At 45.8% G+C, this 19991-nt stretch carries 17 protein-coding genes; 9 read left to right on the forward strand and 8 right to left on the reverse strand.

What is annotated here, in order from left to right; all coding sequences use genetic code 11:
* Window positions 1-725: 725 nt before the first annotated feature.
* The 5 genes from NG821_RS09535 to NG821_RS09555 form a co-directional block, all read right to left on the reverse strand.
* A complete protein-coding gene (locus NG821_RS09535; protein ID WP_252761433.1) occupies window positions 726-857 on the reverse strand; it encodes an RNA-binding protein in 132 nt (43 codons plus the stop codon).
* Window positions 858-1024: 167 nt separating this feature from the next.
* Window positions 1025-2155, reverse strand: a complete 1131-nt coding sequence (gene dprA / locus NG821_RS09540; RefSeq protein ID WP_252761434.1) for a DNA-processing protein DprA — start codon at window positions 2153-2155, stop codon at window positions 1025-1027.
* The gene (locus tag NG821_RS09545) at window positions 2155-2568 is read right to left on the reverse strand and encodes an acyl-CoA thioesterase (protein ID WP_252761435.1); all 414 of its coding nucleotides are present in this window, start codon (window positions 2566-2568) and stop codon (window positions 2155-2157) included. Before NG821_RS09545 ends, dprA begins: the two co-directional genes overlap by 1 nt.
* Before the next feature lie 94 nt (window positions 2569-2662).
* Window positions 2663-3961 carry a DUF2851 family protein gene (locus NG821_RS09550; protein ID WP_252761436.1) on the reverse strand — a complete coding sequence of 433 codons (1299 nt, stop codon included), beginning with the start codon at window positions 3959-3961 and terminating at the stop codon, window positions 2663-2665.
* An 83-nt stretch (window positions 3962-4044) separates the two neighbouring features.
* On the reverse strand, window positions 4045-5907 hold the full coding sequence (locus NG821_RS09555) for an SLC13 family permease (RefSeq protein ID WP_252761437.1): 1863 nt from the start codon (window positions 5905-5907) through the stop codon (window positions 4045-4047).
* 376 nt (window positions 5908-6283) lie between these two features.
* Between NG821_RS09555 and crcB the strand changes: the two genes are divergently transcribed.
* The 5 genes from crcB (at window position 6284) to NG821_RS09580 (ending at window position 10422) form a co-directional block, all read left to right on the forward strand.
* Window positions 6284-6661, forward strand: a complete 378-nt coding sequence (crcB, locus tag NG821_RS09560; RefSeq protein WP_252761438.1) for a fluoride efflux transporter CrcB — start codon at window positions 6284-6286, stop codon at window positions 6659-6661.
* 286 nt (window positions 6662-6947) lie between these two features.
* Window positions 6948-7703 carry a 4-hydroxy-tetrahydrodipicolinate reductase gene (gene dapB, locus NG821_RS09565; RefSeq protein ID WP_252761439.1) on the forward strand — a complete coding sequence of 252 codons (756 nt, stop codon included), beginning with the start codon at window positions 6948-6950 and terminating at the stop codon, window positions 7701-7703.
* Window positions 7704-7856: 153 nt separating this feature from the next.
* The gene (locus tag NG821_RS09570) at window positions 7857-9305 is read left to right on the forward strand and encodes a S26 family signal peptidase (RefSeq protein WP_252761440.1); all 1449 of its coding nucleotides are present in this window, start codon (window positions 7857-7859) and stop codon (window positions 9303-9305) included.
* Window positions 9306-9719 (forward strand): S26 family signal peptidase, encoded by a 414-nt coding sequence (locus NG821_RS09575; RefSeq protein ID WP_252761441.1) that lies wholly within the window; start codon window positions 9306-9308, stop codon window positions 9717-9719. It begins immediately after the preceding gene.
* A 73-nt stretch (window positions 9720-9792) separates the two neighbouring features.
* The gene (locus tag NG821_RS09580; RefSeq protein ID WP_252761442.1) at window positions 9793-10422 is read left to right on the forward strand and encodes a WbqC family protein; all 630 of its coding nucleotides are present in this window, start codon (window positions 9793-9795) and stop codon (window positions 10420-10422) included.
* A 102-nt stretch (window positions 10423-10524) separates the two neighbouring features.
* Here the strand turns inward: NG821_RS09580 and NG821_RS09585 are convergent, their stop codons facing one another.
* The gene (locus tag NG821_RS09585; RefSeq protein ID WP_252761443.1) at window positions 10525-11844 is read right to left on the reverse strand and encodes a M16 family metallopeptidase; all 1320 of its coding nucleotides are present in this window, start codon (window positions 11842-11844) and stop codon (window positions 10525-10527) included.
* Window positions 11845-12013: 169 nt separating this feature from the next.
* On the opposite strand from NG821_RS09585, the gene NG821_RS09590 reads away from it, so the two are divergent.
* Both NG821_RS09590 and NG821_RS09595 read left to right on the forward strand, forming a co-directional pair.
* Window positions 12014-12955, forward strand: a complete 942-nt coding sequence (locus NG821_RS09590) for a carbohydrate kinase family protein (protein ID WP_252761444.1) — start codon at window positions 12014-12016, stop codon at window positions 12953-12955.
* 107 nt (window positions 12956-13062) lie between these two features.
* A complete protein-coding gene (locus tag NG821_RS09595; RefSeq protein ID WP_252761445.1) occupies window positions 13063-14256 on the forward strand; it encodes an FprA family A-type flavoprotein in 1194 nt (397 codons plus the stop codon).
* Window positions 14257-14401: 145 nt separating this feature from the next.
* On the opposite strand, the gene NG821_RS09600 is transcribed toward NG821_RS09595, so the two are convergent.
* Window positions 14402-16312, reverse strand: coding sequence for a DEAD/DEAH box helicase (locus NG821_RS09600; RefSeq protein WP_252761446.1), 1911 nt, complete (start codon window positions 16310-16312; stop codon window positions 14402-14404).
* A gap of 279 nt (window positions 16313-16591) precedes the next feature.
* On the opposite strand from NG821_RS09600, the gene NG821_RS09605 reads away from it, so the two are divergent.
* Together NG821_RS09605 and NG821_RS09610 are read left to right on the forward strand one after the other, a co-directional pair.
* Window positions 16592-17146: an LOG family protein gene (locus tag NG821_RS09605; protein WP_252761447.1), complete on the forward strand. Its 555-nt coding sequence runs from the start codon at window positions 16592-16594 to the stop codon at window positions 17144-17146.
* Between the two features lie 47 nt (window positions 17147-17193).
* Complete coding sequence (locus NG821_RS09610; RefSeq protein ID WP_252761448.1) at window positions 17194-17724, forward strand: methylated-DNA--[protein]-cysteine S-methyltransferase; 531 nt, start codon at window positions 17194-17196, stop codon at window positions 17722-17724.
* A 122-nt stretch (window positions 17725-17846) separates the two neighbouring features.
* Here NG821_RS09610 and NG821_RS09615 read toward each other — a convergent pair whose 3' ends face one another.
* On the reverse strand, window positions 17847-19973 hold the full coding sequence (locus tag NG821_RS09615) for a S46 family peptidase (protein WP_252761449.1): 2127 nt from the start codon (window positions 19971-19973) through the stop codon (window positions 17847-17849).
* Between the last annotated feature and the right edge of the window lie 18 nt (window positions 19974-19991).

A 19991-nucleotide genomic window follows, 5' to 3' on the forward strand; every position in this document is an offset into this window, starting at 1 on the left:
TGATATAGATAGCTGGGATTCATTTTACTATTCTTTTGTTGTGATAAACCAAAGGTAGCAAAAAAACCTGGCTATCTTCTTTTTTAGTCGTATTTTAATTTACACCTACGCATTTGTCGGATGAACCTTATAAATTCTGTTATTAGAACAATAGAATAGGACATTGAGCCTCATTCTGTAAGCAAAGGTATCGCTTTTTTTATAAACTATTATAATTTAACCGTCTTTTATGCTAATTCTTATAGAAATATGTAAGGGACATTATCGGTCAGACCGTAAAAGAGTGTCAATACTTCTTGCGGATAATAGTTTGATAGTATTGTGGCGAATAACTGATGTGGACATTCGGTATTTCGAAATAGATAAGAAGCAAAATGCTGCATAATGGTGTACCATTATGCAGCATTTTGGTCCACCATTATGCAGCATATTGGTATTCTCATATATAGAAGGATTTAGCCGGTTCTATTAGGAGTGAGTTTATAGGCCTTATTAATGCTTTCAGGTTGGTCTCCGTTGATAAGTTTTATAGGAAATATGGTGGAGGATAACACTCTTCAGGGAATTCATGTGGAAAAGGTTAACGATTGGGACATTAAGGGATCCTGTTTAAAAGCACTCAACTGTCTTTTGACGTCTCGATAGTTGAGGGCATAAAAAAGGTGGGCAATTTCTTCGAATTATGTTAGAGATTGTCCACCGTCTTCTCGCTTCACACTTAAAAGTTAGTGAAGTTTCCTTTTTTTGCCTTTACCTGATAGAGTAGAGGTGGAATTCATACTGTCAGCACTTTCATATGCTGGAATACGCTTTCCTTTCTTTGCCTTTTTCGGCTTTTTATTACCTGCTGCACCCATAATGAATTATTTAATAAATTAGACAACTAATTATGGAGTAGACTGTCACCAGTAAACTTTCAACAGGGGCAGTTTGCTCGAAAACACCGCAAAGATATATAAAATTTTCGAAACTTGTGCAAGTGTTTAAAAAAATGCTTGAAAAAGACCATTCGGAACAAGAAAAATCAGACGATCAGATGATAGATACCACCTGCAAGTTCCCTCACCACACCTTTCAGTTCCAATTCGAAGAGCAGGGCTGTGAGTTTGCTGATCGTTATCCCCGTACGGATCGTCAGGAAATTGATTTGAAGATCATTTTTCTCTTTCAGGGCATTGACAATCGTCTGCTCCTCAGGTGAAAGTTCCGGGAATATCTGTCGCTCTATGCCTTGATGCTGAGCCTTTTCGATTTGGGCGTCCGTCTGCCACCCCATTGCCTTTACAAAGTCTTCCGCGCTCGTGATGAGGCCTGCGCCGTTGTCTCTGATCAACTGGTTGCAGCCGGCAGAGTAAGGCGCGTCTATAGGACCCGGGAAGGCGAAGACATCCCGCCCGTAACTTTGTGCGATGCCGGTCGTAATCAATCCTCCTCCTTTTACCGCACTCTCCACGAGGATGGTTGCATCAGACATCCCGGCAATGATCCGGTTACGGCGCACAAAATTGATCTTTTCCGCGCGCGTCTGCGTGAGGAATTCTGTGATGAGTCCGCCTTGTAAAGTCATTTTGTTGGCTGTGTCGCGATGAGAGGAAGGATAAAGCGTGTCCAATCCGTGTGCCAGCACGCCTATGGTCTCATACCCGTTATCCAAGGACTGCCGGTGAGCATTGATGTCAACGCCATAAGCCAGTCCGCTGACGACCAGCACATGAGGGCATAATGTTCTCAGGTTTGACAGGAACCGGCGGATAATATCCTCTCCATAAACGGTACAATGACGTGTTCCGACGATGGAGATGATCCGAGCGGAATTCAGATCGGCAGTGCCCTTATAGAACAAGACCAGCGGAGCGTCATCCGCGTTTTTCAGTCGTTGGGGATAACCGGGATCGTTCAGCGTGAAGACCCGGATGCCGTGAGTCTCATCATATTCAAGTTCTGCCTCCGCCCGTTTCAAAGGTTCTTCCAAATGTTGGAGAGCCGTGATGAGATGTTCCGAAGCGTCGGGAATCACTTTCCTGATCGCGTTCCGATGCTTCACAACTGCCGAGGCAGAGCCGAGTTTGCGATAAAGCTCCAAGAGTCCTGCAAGAGAAAAATAGTTAAGTTGAGTAAGGGCTATGGCATTCAACTTCTCTTGACGATTGTCCATCAAGCCTCTTTCTTAGGGATAAAAGGCGTAAGCGCGCGGTCATATTCCGGACTATAGCCTACCTTTCCGTTGATCAGGACGACGAGATCCGTTACGGCTCTCAGGCAGAGTCGGTTGTCACTCTCCCGATAGATATCTTGATGGAAAGCAAAACAAGGTCCTTTTCGTTCAACCCAGAGTTTGGATATCATAATATCGTCACAGCGGAGCGGTGCTTTATAGCGGAGTTCAACACGGGCGACTACGGCATCTATGCCTTTTTCGTGCATATCCCTGAAACTTACTCCCGTTTTTGTCAGGAGTCTGTGGCGGGTATGCTCCAGGTAATGCAGATAATTGGCATTGTTGACGATACCTTGAATGTCACATTCATAATCACGAACTTCTATCTTTGTTTCAAACGTATAGCACATAATGTTTTATTCATTTATGGGACGATGCCCGTTTATTAATATAATTACGGAAGGAAGTTTATTTTATTGTTTTTGAGAAGGATAATTTGACCTTTCAGTCTTCTTTCTTCAGATACTCATAGCCTATCCTGCAGCGCAAGCACTCTTTTTTGTCACAGTACTCCTTTTTCAGTTGGATCAGCGCTTGAGAGTCACCAGCATTCTGGACGTCAAGTCCCACCCTGTGCCAGGTCGTCACAATACTGTTGGTCTCTGCCTTCAAGCCTTCCAAAATGTCGAAAGCACGGTCGCAGAGTGTGTCGTCTCCCCGATGGCGGCCATAGGCGAAGAGCATCGGTACTGCCGTATTGATCAGTAACAAGTTGAGGGAGAAGGGCGACAGGTGTTTCTCGCTTCTAGTGCTCGTCGAGCCGAAAGTATAGTGCGTTTCCCAATAAGGAGTGACGGAAACCCTCAAGACATTCTCCATAGTTTGGATCGAGTCCTGCTCAAGGAGTTGGGAGAGTCCTGCTTTACGCTGGTAAAACAGATTCGCAAGTTGTGAGATGCGGATATAGGGGAAGTTCTGAGGTCTGAGATGAAAGAAGTTCCAGAGGCGGTAATCGATCGGTTGAAGCCTGAATTTCTTTGCAAGATAGGCATACTCACTTCTCAATTTCGTGAAATAGCCGTCTTTGAGGGCATCCTTTTGATAGGGTTTCAAGAGCGTTTCAGGGTTGAGCAGTCCCGCCTGTCCCATGAAGATCGCTTCTATCTGGATCAGGTGATCCCGGTGATGTTCCACACCGTTCCAGGGAATGCTCAAAGCCCATTGCTCGAAAGCGTCACCGTTCTTTCCGAAGCCGTAGTTGCGTGCCAGGGTGACGAAGTAAGCTGCTTCCCAAGACCCGTTGCATAAGTCCACCCTTTTCGCAATGGCGTCTGTCTTTTGCTCCAGCCTTTCCGTCTGTAAGGCACTCATCCACGAATGGACCATCAGAGGTGTGAGACTTGGGATGATCCGATAACAGGGAGGATAGTCCTCCGTATAGAGGAGTTCTTTGTAGTGTCGGGAGATGGAAGGCGGAACATCCAGTTGCATCTGCCTCAGGAATACACCCTTGCTGTCTCGTACATCACGGTCGATGATGTGGCACACATGCAGAATGATATTGTTGTAGCGGGGATCCCTGTCATGGCCGTGGAGATACCAGTCACTCGACTTTTCGTGTATCTCGACATTCCCGGCCCACAGCGTACCGCCGATTTTGATTTTCGCATTGAAAAAGTCAGGGCCTTCATCTCTGTTATGCAGTCCGGGGTCGATGACCTCAACGGCTTGTCCGTCAGTTGTCTCAAGGGGTTTAATGGGGAATAGTTTATGCTTCCACACATAGTGAATCAACTCTTCCATAGGTCATTAGAATTGTGTTTTTACAGTATCTGCAGCAAAGATACGAAAATATCCGGTAGGGCGACCTGTATTGCACAATTCTTTTACATCGGGAAGAGCAGGGGGAGGACAAAGACCATGACAATACCCATGATGATCTGAAGGGGCAGTCCTACTTTGATATAGTCCATAAACTGGTAATGTCCGGCTTGCATGACGAGAGCATTCGGCGGTGTAGAGAAAGGCGATGCAAAACACATACTCGCTGCAACGGCGACAGCAAAGAGAAAGGCATAAGGACTGACTCCCAGTTGTGCAGCTGATGACAAGGCGATGGGCGCCATCAACACAGCCGTGGCGGTGTTACTGATAAACAGTGTCAGAAGGGAGGTCGTGAAGTAGATCCCTGCCAGCAATATCGTAGGACTCAGGCTGCCCAGAGAACTGACCAGCGTGTTTGACACGAGTGTCGATATACCCGTCTTTTCCAATGCTACAGACATCGGCATCATGGCGGCAATGAGTACGACACTCTCCCAATTGATGGTCTTGTATGCCGCCTCTACATTGCGGAGACAACCTGTCACAACCATCAGCAGGGCAGCGATGATGACGGCCGTCACAGGTGCTATGGGAATGAAATCGAACACCATCATGACAATCATCAGAATCATAATTCCGGCTGCAATAGGAGCCTTGTAGTCAAGTGTAATTTTTGCGGCCTCTTGCAAGGGCTGTCCCAAGACTACCCATTGATCGCCATCGCTGCTGAGGGCTGCGATGCGGTTCCATGAGCCTTGGACCAGCAACACGTCTCCCGAGAGCAGGCGCGTAGAGGAAATGTGCTCGCTGATCGTTGTCCCCCGACGCCTGATCCCTACGACGTTCAGACCGTATTTGGCTCGTAGTCCGGTCTCTTTCACGGTGCGGTTGACAAACTGAGAATTAGGCATCAGGACCACTTCCGCTATGCCTAGTTCATAGAAGTCCAAAGTCTCTTTGCCCTTCTCTTTGGAATCCTCTTCCGTCTGTTCCAACCAGTCCAGTGACAGGTCTTCTACCATCTGTTTCACCTGTTCTTTCCCCCCGTTCAGATAGATGGTATCTCCGACTTTGATCCGGGCATTGGATTGGGCCGGACTTTGGGTAATTCCTTGTATCAGGGTCTTGCTCTTATTTTGTTCGTGTCTCAGTTCGAGAACAGTCAACCCATAGCGGTTTTGGATGTCCAGTTCAGCGAGAGTCTTTCCGGCTGCGGGAGATTCAGAACGGACTGTACAGACAGAAAGATGATCGTTGAGGCGATATTCGCTCACCAACTGTTTAAGGGTCTTTGTCTTCCTTTTCTTCTTCCCTTCATTCTCACCGGTTTTAGACAGGAACTTTCGGCTGAGTGGCAGCATCACGGCAATTCCCACGACGATGCAGACAAGGCCTATGGGGGAGAAAGAGAAGAAGGAGAGCGGCGGATATCCGGCTTCGGTCAGAGATTCCTGGATGATCAGGTTGGGAGGTGATCCGATGAGCGTCAACATTCCTCCCATACTACTGGCGAAGGCTAAAGGCATGAGCAGTTTACTGGGTTTTATCCCGACGCTTGCCGCCATACTGACGGCGATAGGCATCATGAGCGCTACAGTGCCGGTATTACTGATGAAAGCGCCGATGACCGTAGTGACGAGGATGACCAAGAAGAAGAGTTTGAGTTCGCTTTTCCCGGCTAATCTTACAATGCGGCCGCTGATGATCTTCGCAAGTCCTGTCTGAAGAATACCTCCCCCGACGACAAACAAACCGATCATCATGATCACGACAGGGTTTGAAAAACCGGCGAGGGCTTCCTGTGGGGTGAGTATGCCGAAGAGGATGAGCAGCACGAGCGCGCACAAAGCTACAAGGTCAGAACGGATATGGCCAATGGAAAATGCCACGGCTGTAAGAATGAGTATGATAGCTGTTACGATCATGGGATGGAATGTTAATCTTATACAAAGATATTGATTAAAATTCGGATACAGGTATTCGGATAGCCGTATTATGTTTTTTTAGTGCAGACATTCCGACTTTATCTAACATTAACAACTTTCGGATGATGAATGCAGACAGGGGAACGTAAGGCTTCTCACTTTTCTAGTTGCCGAATGGTCTTCAAAACAAAATATGGTGTTTTAAAAGATTGAATTTCTAGATTTGGAGTTCTGTTATTTGAGTTTTTGGGTTATCTTTGTGCAGTGTTTTGCCTTATGTTCCAAATGGGAATAAGATAGGATATCTGTGAGCCTTGAATAAGTTTTCTAGTAGTTGATGTGAGGAGTGTATCTTTCAGAATTAAATGAAATCAAAATGTATAGAGATTTTTTCATTGTAGGTGTTGGGGGATTCCTTGGTGGAGGGCTCCGGTTCCTTGTCTCAAAAGTTGTAGAGGCAAACTTTAACCTGATCTTTCCATTGGGTACATTTATCATCAATGTATTGGGGTGCCTGTTTATCGGATTCTTTTCAGGTTTGTCTTTGAAAGCACCTGGAGTGTCTCCTTCCGTAAAACTCTTTCTGACAACTGGTTTATGTGGAGGGTTTACAACGTTCTCCACATTTATCAATGAAAGCGGATCGTTGTTGAGAGGAGGAAATTACCTTTACATGGCAGCTTATATGTCAGCAAGTTTGTTTTTGGGCTTACTGGCTTTGGCACTCGGCTATCTGTTGGCAAGATTATTTTGAGGTGCGGAATAGATGTGTTCTCCGTTCTTGCATGCTCTGTATGAAGTCTTTCAGCGGTTTCTCCAAAGAGTTTACTACCAGTTGGGATTCTTTCAGAAATATAGGAATGTAAGACACTTTTGCCTATTCCCGTGATTGCGTTTTTTAGTGCAGCTTGACTTTCGGATTGTCATTCAGGCAGTTTGTTGCTAAATAAAGGTAAAAAGGGGGTCTATCCTTTGCGCTTTCCTCGTTTTTCCTTATCTTTGTAGCAAATAATATATTATTTAATCTCTTTTTGTACAAAATGAAAATCGCTTTAATTGGTTACGGTAGGATGGGGCATATGATCGAGGAGATCGCCAAACAGCGTGGCCACGAGATTATTTGTAAGATTGACGTGAATAATCCGGATGATTTTGACTCGCCGGAATTTTCAAAAGCAGACGTGGCAATAGAGTTTACTAATCCTACTGCCGCCTATGGAAATTATCTGAGGGCCTTCAAGCATCATGTCAAGGTCGTCAGTGGTTCTACAGGTTGGATGAAAGACCATAAAGCCGATGTCGAAGCCTTGACTAAAGACGGGAAGCAGACGCTTTTCTGGGCATCTAATTTCTCGGTCGGCGTAGCAGTATTTTCGGCTGTCAACCGTTACTTGGCAAAGATCATGAACGGTTTCCCTCAATATGACGTAAGGATGGAAGAAACGCATCATGTCCACAAACTGGATGCCCCTTCAGGGACGGCGATCACTTTGGCCGAGGAGATCATTGAGCGGCTGGACCGTAAGACCAAATGGGTGAAAGGTTTCCAGCATACTGCTGACGGTAAGGAAAGCGGGACCAATGCTGTGGCTCCAGATGAATTGCCTATCGCCAGCATCCGTCGTGGCGAAGTGCCGGGCATTCACAGTATTGTCTATGATAGTGACGCTGACAGTATAACGATTACACATGATGCCCATTCCCGGAAAGGATTTGCCATGGGTGCTGTTCTTGCAGCTGAATATACACTCACTCATCAGGGACTGTTGACCATGTCTGACCTTTTCAAATTCTAAGGCATCAGATCACTTGTCCCCCGACTCAGGAATGAGGCTTATCGAGGTCTCATTGGAAAGAACGTATTTTCCCATGGCTGATGACGGGTGGGTATAGTTTATGAAATTCCTGATTTCTTAACCGTAATTCTTAATTCTATTAATAGAAGTCGTATGATTGATAAGGAAAAACAAAATCTCAATATGAAGAAACAGTGGACGAAGTTCATTATCGTCCTCGTCCTCTACCTTCTCTTTCTCTTGTGGGTCAAAAGTTGGTGGGGACTGATCGTCGTTCCATTTATTTTCGATGTCTACATCACCAAGAAGATTCACTGGACATGGTGGAAATATTCGGAGCGTCCTGTACGCTTTATCATGAGTTGGGTCGATGCACTTGTCTTCGCATTGGTGGCAGTGTATTTCATCAATTTGTTCGCTTTTCAAAACTATGTGATCCCTTCCTCTTCCCTGGAGAAGTCGTTGCTGACAGGAGATTACCTGTTCGTCAGCAAACTCAGTTATGGCCCGCGTATTCCTGAGACGCCGCTGACAATGCCGTTGACGCAGCATACTCTGCCTGTGATCCACGTGAAGAGTTATATAGAATGGCCTCACTGGAAATACCGCCGGGTCAAAGGATTCGGCAATGTCAAACTCAATGATATCGTAGTGTTCAATTATCCTGCGGGGGATACACTCTGTGATGACGAGCAGTATCAAAGTGCTGACTACTACCAGATGTGCTATTCCTTCGGAGAACAACTCTATGAGCAGGCTAAAGGCTCCCAGCCGAATCCTGCAAAACTTTCTGCCCAGCAGCAACATGATTATTTCGCATACATCTTCGCGTTGGGACGGAGTTATATCAAGAACAATCCGCGCACTTTCGGAAATGTCATCCATCGCCCTGTAGACCGGAGAGAAAATTATGTCAAGCGGTGTGTCGGGATGCCCGGACAGTTCCTGCAGATCAAGAACAGGATCGTTTACCTGAATGGCAAACCGAACAAGGAACCGGATAATGTCCAGTATACTTATTATGTCAAGTTGAAAGCCGATCTGCCTGAAGAACTGACGAGACAACTGGGCATTTCCAATGAGGACTTGACCAGTTTGAACCAGAGCGGCTATATGCCGTTGACTTATAAAGCGGCCTCTTATCTCAAGTCCCGGAAAGACCTCGTGTCGAGTATCCGAATCAACACAGATGCAGAGACGGGAGACTTGTATCCTTTGAACGCTATGACAGGTTGGACACGAGACAACTATGGGCCGGTCTGGATTCCGAAAAAGGGTGTCACTTTAAGATTGACAATGAAGAATATCGCTATCTATGAGCGACCTATTCGTGTGTATGAAGGGAATGACCTGATCGTAAAGAATAATAAAATCTTTATCAACGGCAAACAGACCCATTACTATACTTTCAAGATGGATTATTACTGGATGATGGGAGACAACCGCCATAATTCTGCTGACAGCCGTTATTGGGGATTTGTACCGGAAGACCATATCGTAGGTACTCCGATATTCATCTGGTGGTCTCATGATCCTGATCATTCCGGATTTGATGGTATTCGGTGGAGTCGCCTGTTCAAGTTGGTGAGCCATATCAAATAAATGTTGAAGGATGGTGTCAAATTCATTTTGGCGCTGCTGTTTACCATGCTGTTGATGCTGGTAGTGCGAGCCTGTCTGTTCACGATTTTCTCCGTTCCCGACTCCAGTTATGCACCGGAGTTCAGAAAAGGGGACAGGTGGATTGTGAACCGTCTCAACTGCACGGATCTCAGGCGAGGTGATGATTTGGTATTCCGGCAGGACTCTGTGTCTTATCCGGGACTCGTCGTTGCTTTACCGGGTGATACGATAGTGTGGAAGGGTGTGCGCTATCGCGTTCCAGTGAGATGTTCGCACCACTGTGACTGTCCTTATTGCAAATGCTATTTGCTGCAGGTCGGAAAGCGGAAAGTGCTGGTCTACAGGCATCAGTTTGTCGGAAAAGCTTACCGGTTGTTCAACCTGAATCTCTGAAACGCCCTTTGGCTGTTAACGGGAGTGGCTTGGAATAGCCGGAGAGCATCGTTATTCTAATCATAGAAAACAAATGTCAAATATAGCTTTATTGTCTTCTGCCTATTTCGGGCCGGTACAGTGGTATCAGAAATTGAATAGGGCAGATGAATGTCGGATAGAGAGGTATGACCATTTTATAAAACAAACTTATAGAAACCGTTGCCTGATTGCCACGACAAACGGTATTCAGGCACTGACTGTCCCCATAGAAAAATATGAGGGGGACAAATGTCTGATGAAGGATATTCGGATCAGCGATCATGGCAACTGGAGGCACTTGCATTGGAATGCTCTGATGTCTGCCTATGGTGAAAGTCCTTTCTTCGAGTTTTATGATGATGACCTGAGACCGTTTTTTGAAAAGCACTGGGAATTCCTTTATGATTTCAACATGGAGATTACCCATAAGATGTGCGAACTTCTGGATATTCATCCTCAAGTCATTCCTACGGAAGAGTTCTTGAACGTTAATCAGATGAATGAAGATTCAGACTTGGCAGATTTCAGGGATGTAATCCGCCCCAAGCATCCTGAACCGGATCCCTCATTCCAGCCTCAGTGCTACTATCAGGTCTATAAGTCTAAATTTGGTTTCCTGCCCAATCTCAGTATCCTCGACCTACTCTTTAATGAAGGCAATGAGGCTGTCTTGTACCTTTAATTGTGGATGAGGTGGAATGACGCCAGTCCTCTTCACGGTGAGCCTTGTATAAGCCTATATCTTTTGTAACAGTCCCCCTTTTATTTTCTGATCTCACGTTATTTATTTGAAGATCATTGTTGTCAACCGATCCTTTTGAAGGAGTTCCTGAGCGACCTCTTGTATCTGTTCTGCAGTGATCGCGTCTATTTTCCGAAAGAGTTCGGAGATGTCCGTCTCCTTGTTCTGATGGAGGAAATTCTTACCGAAATCAAGTGCGAAATTCTCCCGGTTATCACATGAAATCCCGATTTGCCCTTTGATCTGCTTCTTGGCAGCTTTGAGTTGTGCAGGCGTGAGCGGGGTAGTGATCATCTTGTCGAATTCCTTTCTCATCAAACGGAGACAGCGGTTGATATCCTTCGGGTCACACCCGAAATAAGTACACCAAAGTCCGGTGTCACCATAGCAGACCATAGAACTTTCTACCGTGTATACCAATCCGCAGTGCTCTCTGAGGGAAACATTGAGGTGAGCGCTCATGCCGGGACCACCGAGGATGTTGTTGAGTAAATAGAGGGGCATACGTTTGGGACTTGAGACACAGTAGGCACGACAGCCGACCATGACGTGTGATTGGTGTGTTTGCCTTTGGATGACGATAGGGGGATGAGGACCGACTTCAGGACCTTGTAGCGCCCTGTTCATCTTGTCACGGGTAGCATTGCCGTTGGTATCGCTTGTCAGATTGCCAGATTCTGTGAGAACTATCGGGTTATCTCCTGTTCCCTGATCTGCTTTAAAGGCTCTTTCCAGGGGATAGATGGTGAACATCCTTTCCAGAAGATGGACAAGTTTCTTGAGGTCTACATCACCGTAAGCGAAGAAGACGGTGCGGTCAGGGCGGTAATACTTTCCCGTGAAAGCAAGGGCATCTTCAGTTTTAAACGAACGGACAAGGTCAGTTGTCCCTAAGATATTATGGCCTAAAGGATGGCCATGAAAAATGGTATTCTCGAATTCGTCATAGATCAGTTCGGCAGGAGAATCTTTATAACTTTCTATTTCTTCACAGATGACATCCTTCTCCTTATCGAGTTCGTGTTGCGGAAAAGTGCTGTGGAAGACCATGTCCGTGAGCAGGTCTACGGCTTTGGGCACATCCTCTTTGAGGATTGTGGCATAATAAGTTGTATCTTCTTTATTGGTATAGGCATTCAGATCCCCGCCAACTCTCTCAAGGCCATTGAGGATATTCCAGGCCTTTCTGCGTTTTGTTCCTTTGAAGGACACATGCTCACAGAAATGCGCCAGTCCTTCTTTTCCGGGTTCTTCATCGCGGGCACCGGCATCGACCTGGTAGCCACAATAGATGACTTGTGAGTCAGAATGCAGGAGGATGATCCGGAGGCCATTAGTCAAAGTGTATGTTTGATATTTCATATTGTGACAAATTTACAAAAAACTTTGGGGATGGGTCTCTCTTTTGCGGTCTTTTTCTTCTCCGACAATTTCAGGATCGGATAAATGGGTAGGACGGAATAAATTCTAAAAATATTCCGCTCTACTATCATTTTTTTTCTTATATTTGCATCTATAAACGTTATTGATTATGCGTAAGGTTGTAGGAATTGGGGAGACAGTTCTCGATATAATATTCAAAAACGGACAGCCAGTAAGTGCTGTTCCAGGAGGATCTACTTTCAATGCTGTTATTTCTTTAGGTCGGTCAGGCGTTCCTGCCATGTTTATCAGCGAGGCAGGAAATGACATGATCGGAAGGCATATAGTCAGTTTCTTGAAGGAGAACCACGTCAATGCAGATAATGTGGTTTCTTTTCCGGAAAGCAAGTCACCCATATCCTTGGCTTTCCTGGATCAGAACAACCGAGCCGATTATATGTTCTATAAGGACCATCCCCATGATCGTCTCGAATTTTCGTATCCCGAACTCAACCGCGATGATATCGTCCTTTTCGGCAGTTATTTTGCAGTCAACCCTGTTGTCCGCCCACAGGTCGCAGGTTTTCTGGATTACGCCAAAGGAAAAGGAGCCATCATCTATTACGATGTCAATTTCCGAGGCTCTCATAAGAATGATATTATGAGGGTTACGCCCAATCTGCTCGAGAATCTGGATGATGCAGATATCGTTAGAGGGAGTTCCGTTGATTTTGATGTCTTGTATAACATGCCGGATCCGGATAAAGTATACAATGCGGAAATCAGTTTCTACTGTAAGAACTTCATTTGTACCAATGAGGGCAATCCGGTCATCGTCAGGTCAGAACACGATTTCCGGAAAGTTTATCCTGCTAAGGCCACCCAAACGGTCAGTACGATTGGAGCGGGGGACAATTTCAATGCAGGTTTTATCTTCGGAATGCTGAAATACGGCATTACTCGGGATGACATCGAGCGGGGATTGAAGGAAAAGCAGTGGGATCAGATTCTCAATTGTGCACAGTTGTATTCTGCGGAGAGTTGTAAGTATATTTCTAACTATATATCAGAGGAATTTGGAGAGAAAATGAAAGCCGAACTTGATCAATAGGTACTGAAATTTGATAGGTATATGAGGTAAAGCAATCATCTGAAGAACTTTGAAGTCCGGCTGAAAAAATGCGTGTAAATGTGTAAAAATGAAATGATAGACAAACTATGATTGAAGTAACAAATAACATCTATTATGTTGGGGTAAATGATCGTAATAAGGATCGTTTTGAAGGCTTGTGGCCATTGCCCAATGGTGTATCTTACAATTCTTTTCTTATCGTAGACCAGAAGATATGTCTTGTAGATACTGTTGAAGTTGATTTCTTTGTCCAGTTTATGGAGCGGCTCCGGGATGTATTGGGTGACAGGAAGATAGACTATTTGGTCATTAATCACATGGAACCGGACCATAGCGGGTCTCTTGCCTTGTTCAAGAAATACTATCCGGATATTCAGATCGTGGGTAACAAGAAGACTTTCAATATGCTGGAAGGTTTCTATAATCTGGAGGGGAGCATAGAGGTCACGACAGGTTCCACGTTGGATTTGGGAGAGCACAAACTTGATTTCGTGCTGACACCTATGGTTCACTGGCCTGAGACGATGATGACGGTTTGTACGAACAAGCAGGGGACGACATCTGTCTTTTCAGGTGATGCCTTCGGTTCATTCGGTGCTCTCAATGGAGGCATTATAGATTCTGAAATTGATTTGGATGCATTCCATTTGGAGACAACGCGTTATTATTCGAATATTGTGGGTAAATACGGTATACCGGTACAGTCAGCTCTGAAGAAGTTGGCCGGATTCAAGATCGACTATATCTGTTCTACTCACGGTCCTGTGTGGCACGAGCATGTCAAGGATGTCATGGCGCTGTACGACAGGCTCTCCAAGTACGAAGGTGACAAAGGTATTGTCATCTGCTACGGCACGATGTATGGCAATACGGAGCGTATGGCGGAGATCATCGCCCGCTCAGCCAGTCAGAACGGAATCAAGAACATTGTCTTGTACAACGTATGTAAGACAGACCATTCTTATATCCTTCGTGACGTGTTCCGTTTTAACGGACTTATTGTCGGTGCTCCTACTTACAATGCAGGACTTTACCATGAGATGGATGTCTTGTTGGCAGAATTGGCTAATAAGAACATCAAAAACCATTATCTGGGGTGGTTCGGCAGTCATTGCTGGGCATCTAAGGCCGTATCCTGCATTAAGGAATGGAATGATACCCGCCTGCATTTTACGCCGGTAGGTACACCTGTAGACATGACACAAGGACTTTCTCCTGAAACTAAGGTCCAGTGTGAGGCTTTGGGCAAGGCCATGGCGGATAAGTTGAATTCTTTATAACAGGATTTCTGCTATATCTTGCTATAATGAAACGGGGGAATTCTCATCTGAGAATTCCCCCGTTTCATATTATATCCAACTGTTTGACTTCTGATTCCGGTTCGGGAAGTATTTGTCTTTCAAACCGGAAATCAGTTATCAGCATTTATTTTTCCTTGGGCTTGCGTCTTGCCCAACCCTCTTCACTGAAGTCAGGCACAGGATCCTTGAATTTGACATTCTCAGCCTGGTTCACCAGCGTACGCCAGTCTTCCTTTTTGCCTGAGTTGTCATGAGTTTCCTCATGTCTTCCTGTAGAAGAAGGTCTTCTGCTCTGGCGGCTCTTGGAATAATCGCCTCTTTTACGGTCTCCACGATCGTGTCTGGCACCCCCCCGGCTACTTCCGTGTCCGGGTTGGTCAGCGGCGTTACAACGTACGTCACGGCCTTTGTAGGTGGTTCCGTCAAGTGCGCTCATCACTTTCTGCGCGTCACCTTGGGGAACTTCTATATAACTGAATTTGCTCAACAGATCAATATGTCCGATCTCCTGGCGGTCATGAACATGCTTGTTGACGTACTGCATCACTTCTCCTGGGTAGAATCCGTCGGCTTTACCGATGTTGATAAAGAGGCGGGTATAACCTGCTTCTGCCTCGTGACTTCCACCTCTTTCTCTTCTGCCCCGGGAAGACTTTCCATATCCTCCGCCTTCGCTCTTCCAGTTGTCGCTTGAGCGTCTGGAGGAAGAAGGCTTCTCGATGGCAGGAGCATTCTTGTAGTAATTGAGGAAGCGGCCGAAAGTGATCGTAACCATCTTCTTGATGATGTCTTCCTTGTCGACGTATTCAAACTGGCGGTCGATCTCGTCCATATAAGGCGCGATCAAATCTTCATCAACGTCAGTCTTCATGATGTCGTCCATCGTCTTATAGAGTTGCTTCTGGCAGATCTCTTCAGGTGTAGGCAGTGTGCCGTCGACGAATTTCTTGCCGATCTCCTTTTCTATCTGACGGACTTTTCCCTTTTCACGACTGTGAATGATGGAAATGGAAGTTCCCTTCTTTCCGGCTCTTCCCGTACGTCCGCTACGATGGGTATAACTCTCGATGTCGTCGGGTAACCCGAAATTGATGACGTGCGTGAGGTCTTCTACATCCAGACCACGGGCTGCGACATCCGTAGCCACGAGGAGTTGGGTGGTATGCTGGCGGAATTTCTGCATGGTCGCGTCACGCTGGTCTTGTGAAAGATCGCCGTGCAGTGCTTCTGCATTATAGCCGTCATGGATCAACTTGTCTGCTATCTCCTGAGTTTCTCTCTTGGTCCGGCAGAAGATGATGGCATAGATATGCGGATGGAAATCGACAATGCGTTTCAGAGCCAGATACTTGTCTCTGGCATTGACCATATAGTATACATGGTTGACATTCTCTGCACCTTCATTGCGGCTTCCGACAACAATTTCCTTATAGTCATGAAGATATTTCTTAGCTACCTTTTCGACATCTTTGGTCATGGTAGCGGAGAACATCCAAGTGGTATGCCCTTCAGGCAGTTTCTCGAAGATGGCATTGATGCTGTCTGAAAAACCCATGTTCAGCATTTCATCAGCCTCATCGAGGATAATGGTCTTGACGTGATCCAGTTTCAGCGCACCGCGGTTCATGAGATCAATCATACGTCCCGGAGTTGCAGCTACGATAGGAACGTTATGCCGTAACTCGTGGATCTGTGTCATGATGCTGGCTCCACCATAGACAGCAGTAACGTGCACATGGTCCAGATATTTGGCGAAACCATTCAGGTCGTCTGCGATCTGGTTGCACAGTTCACGTGTAGGACTGAGAACGATGGCTTGAGTGCCTTCTACATCCGGGTCCAGTTTCTGCAATAGAGGCAGACCATAAGCGGCTGTTTTGCCGGTACCAGTCTGTGCCAAAGCAATGACATCATTCGGATTCTCGAGTAAATAAGGGATAACTTCTTCCTGAACGGGCATCGGTTGTTCAAAGCCGAGGTCTTCAATGGCGTGGCGAATATTCTCGCCGACACCTAATTCTTCAAATGTTTTCAATCTAATTACCTATTATGCGAAAGGACAATCGCCCTCCCAGCCATAATTGGGCGCCTATTCCTTCCACTGTTATTAATGGCAAACCGAGGGTTTGCGTAAATCGGTCGCAAAGATAGTGAAAAATATAGTCCTAGACAAGTTTTTCGTTATTTTTTTCGTATCTATACAATATATTTTGTATCTTTGAAAATTATTTCGCTTGAAATTGACCTGCCTGACAAAGGTTTAGAGATATAGTTTTATAGAACAAAGAGATAAAGGATAAAAAGAAATAGAGAAATGAAGATAAGCGTATTTTGTTCTGCGGATTCTAACATAGATCCGGATTTCTTTAAGATGACCAGAGAATTTGGACATTGGATGGGTAAAGAAAAACACACTTTAGTTTTCGGGGGTTGTAATCTGGGACTCATGGAGTGTATTGCCGAGGCTGTGAGAGAGACCGGCGGTCATACGATTGGCGTGATTCCGACAAGGGTGGAAACGAACGGGACGGCCAGTCCTTCTGTGGATGTGGAGATTCCCTGTGACAATCTCAGTGACAGGAAGGACCTGATGGTCGCCCAGAGTGATGTCTCTGTTGTCCTCCCCGGAGGTATTGGGACTCTGGACGAACTCTTCACGGTGGCAGCTGCCCACACGATCGGCTATCATCAGAAGAAGGTGATCCTCTATAATATGAAGGGCTTTTGGAAACCTTTGATCATGCTTTTGGATGACCTGCAGAAACAGGGTTTTATCCGAGGCAACTATCTGAATTTGATACAACCTGCGGAGAATTTTCAGGAAGTGCAACGCTTGCTGGGCGAGGTCGTCGTACATGCTGATGACTGATGCCTTTTGATTTAAAAGAATTATAATATTTTAGATAGATATCTATTATGCTGTTGTTTGATCATCATTCGTGTCCTTCGGGGCAGGCAACTCGTATTTATGATTCTCCCATAGGACCATTGTGGATAACAGCTGACGGGAAAGGCGTGACCGATCTCCACTTTTCCGGACCAGAGGTGACGGATGATTGTCCCTCACAACTTGCCCAGTCGATATTGGACAAGACAGCGCACGAACTGGACGACTATTTTGCCGGAAAACGTGCGGTTTTTGATGTACCTTTGCATATCCTGAAAGGTACGCCATTCCAGTTGAAGATCTGGCAGGTCCTGCTCGATGACATCGGCTATGGTGAGACGGTTTCCTATGCTCAGGAGGCAACTTTGGCAGGTCATCCGAGGGCATGCAGGGCTGCGGCAAATGCTAACCATGCCAATCCGATAGCCATTATCATTCCCTGTCATCGCGTGATTGCGGCTGGAGGGAAGATCGGCGGATATGGCGCAGGCATTGACAAGAAACGGTTCCTGCTGGATCTGGAAAGCGGGGGCAAAAGTTCTTCCTTCATGACACCATAATAGAACGGATATAGATCGTATGGGTTCTCAGTGGAATCCTATAAAACTAATAAAGCCGGGTGCTCGTTTGAACATCCGGCTTTATAGCTATTTTAAACCCAGAAAGGTCAGTGTTGATAGTCTTATTTCGGGTCGATTTCCTGTAGCAGGTTTTCGGCATGTCCCCACTGGTCCATGATATAGAGGACATAGCGGATATCTACACAGATACAGCGGGCTAGGTGTTTGTCGAACCAGATATCACTGGACAAACTGTCCCAGTTACCGTCAAATGCCAATCCTATCAATTCACCTTTTCCATTGAATACAGGACTTCCGGAGTTGCCCCCTGTGATGTCATTGTTGGTCAGGAAACACAGATGCAGGTCATGAGTGGTCTTGTCCGTATAACGGCCGAAATCATTCCTTGACATCAAATCCCGGAAGACGGGTTCTGCCTGATAGTCTGTAAAACCGCTGGCACCTTTTGCCATCTTGTTCACGATACTTTGGTTGTTGGTATAGTAGCCTGAAGGTTTGCCTCCCAGTTCAAAGCCGCCTACTTGACCATAGGAAAGTCTCATGGTGAAATTGGCATCGGAATAATGGGGCATATCCTCTTCCATCCTGATCTTCGCTGCACAAAGGTATTTCTCCTGTTCAGCGATGGAATCTTCTATATTGTTGGATTTCTCTTGGATGGTAGCGTAAATATCCATTACGTCAATACCGTATTGGACGCCCGGATCTTTCTTGTAACTCTTGCGGTTCGAATAGATCTTTTCACCACTTTTCATGATGAAACTCTGGTCGTAGAGGTAGTCGACATATTTCTGATAGTCTCCTCCGAATTTCTGGTCAATGGTCTTATAGAAACCCGGTTGCCAGTTAGTGTCGACATGTTTCCGGTAATTCTTGAGGAGGGCTGCCATCATCTCTTTATCAGTAGGCGCATCCCATTCTGAGGAGTTGTCCTCAAATTTCTGGTATTGTTTTTTCCGGTGATTCTTCGGACCATATATTGGCATACCCCGATAGAGCTTTAAGGCTCTGGCATTAAATTCTATATTACTTCGTCTGGTAAAGGTTTCAGACCAGTTGGTGAAAATATATTGGAGGCTTGAAGCTTTTGCATAGAGTCGTTCTAATAATCCGAAATCAACTTTTTGTATGTCTGCCCGGGTCGTATCCTGCCAGGCTGCAATTTGCTGTTCATACAGTCTTTTCTGATTTACTATTCCTACTGAGTCAATACATTTATTCATTCCGATGGAGTTTTTCCAGTAATTAGAAGAACCGGCAAACTTACTGTCATATTTGATTCTGACAGCTTCACTGGCACGCATGTGCCGGAGCATGACGTCTTGCTTGACGCCTCTGACTTGGGCACGAGGTTCGTTCTCGTCATCACGGAGCATCTGGATGCCATAACTGGAAAGATAACGTTCTGTAGATCCAGGATAACCGATAGTCATCGCATAATCTCCTGGTACATAGCCTTGCAGGCTTACTTTTGCCCAACGCTCTGGATGATATGGCGTATTTGATTTGTTGTATTTTGAAGGTCCGTTGGTCTTGGGATTGGCGTAGATGCGGAATACGGAGATGTCACAAGTTTGACGCGGCCACATCCAGTTGTCTGTCTCTCCTCCGAATTTGCCCATAGATCGGGGAGGAGCATATACGAGCCGGATATCAGGATAATCCTGGTAGGTGGTAGCATACCATTTGTTTCCTTCGTAGAAAGCATCGATATTGACATGGAGGGAGGAATCCTTTTTCTGGACTTCCTTGGTCATGGCATTTTCCAATGAATCGATCAAGGCTGCCCGACGGTCTGAATTGAGTCGGTTGTAGCCGGCCTTGTTGACTTCATCGGTAATGTCTTTCTGGCTGCGCATAAAACTGACGAACATATTTTCATTTGGCAGTTCATCTGTACGGGTCTTCGCAACGAATCCTTTGAGCATATAGTCATTCTCTACTGTAGAATGGCTCCTGATGGATTCGAATCCGCAATGATGGTTCGTGAAGACAAGGCCGTCAGAGGATACAACGACTCCCGAGCAATAACCGGAGAAGTTGACCACTGCGTTCTTTAAGGCATTTTCTCCCTGATAGAGGTCAGCATAAGGCAGGGTGAAGCCTTCACTCTGCATCGTCTGATAGACAGCTTCCGGGAGATTGTAGAGTGTCCACATCCCTTCATCTGCTTTCAGACCTGATGACAGGACTATCAGAGAACTGATGATTAGAATAGATTTTTTCATTCTGAAGTACTTTTATGA

Source organism: Segatella cerevisiae (genome assembly GCF_024054555.1).
In the GTDB taxonomy this organism is placed as follows: domain Bacteria; phylum Bacteroidota; class Bacteroidia; order Bacteroidales; family Bacteroidaceae; genus Prevotella; species Prevotella cerevisiae.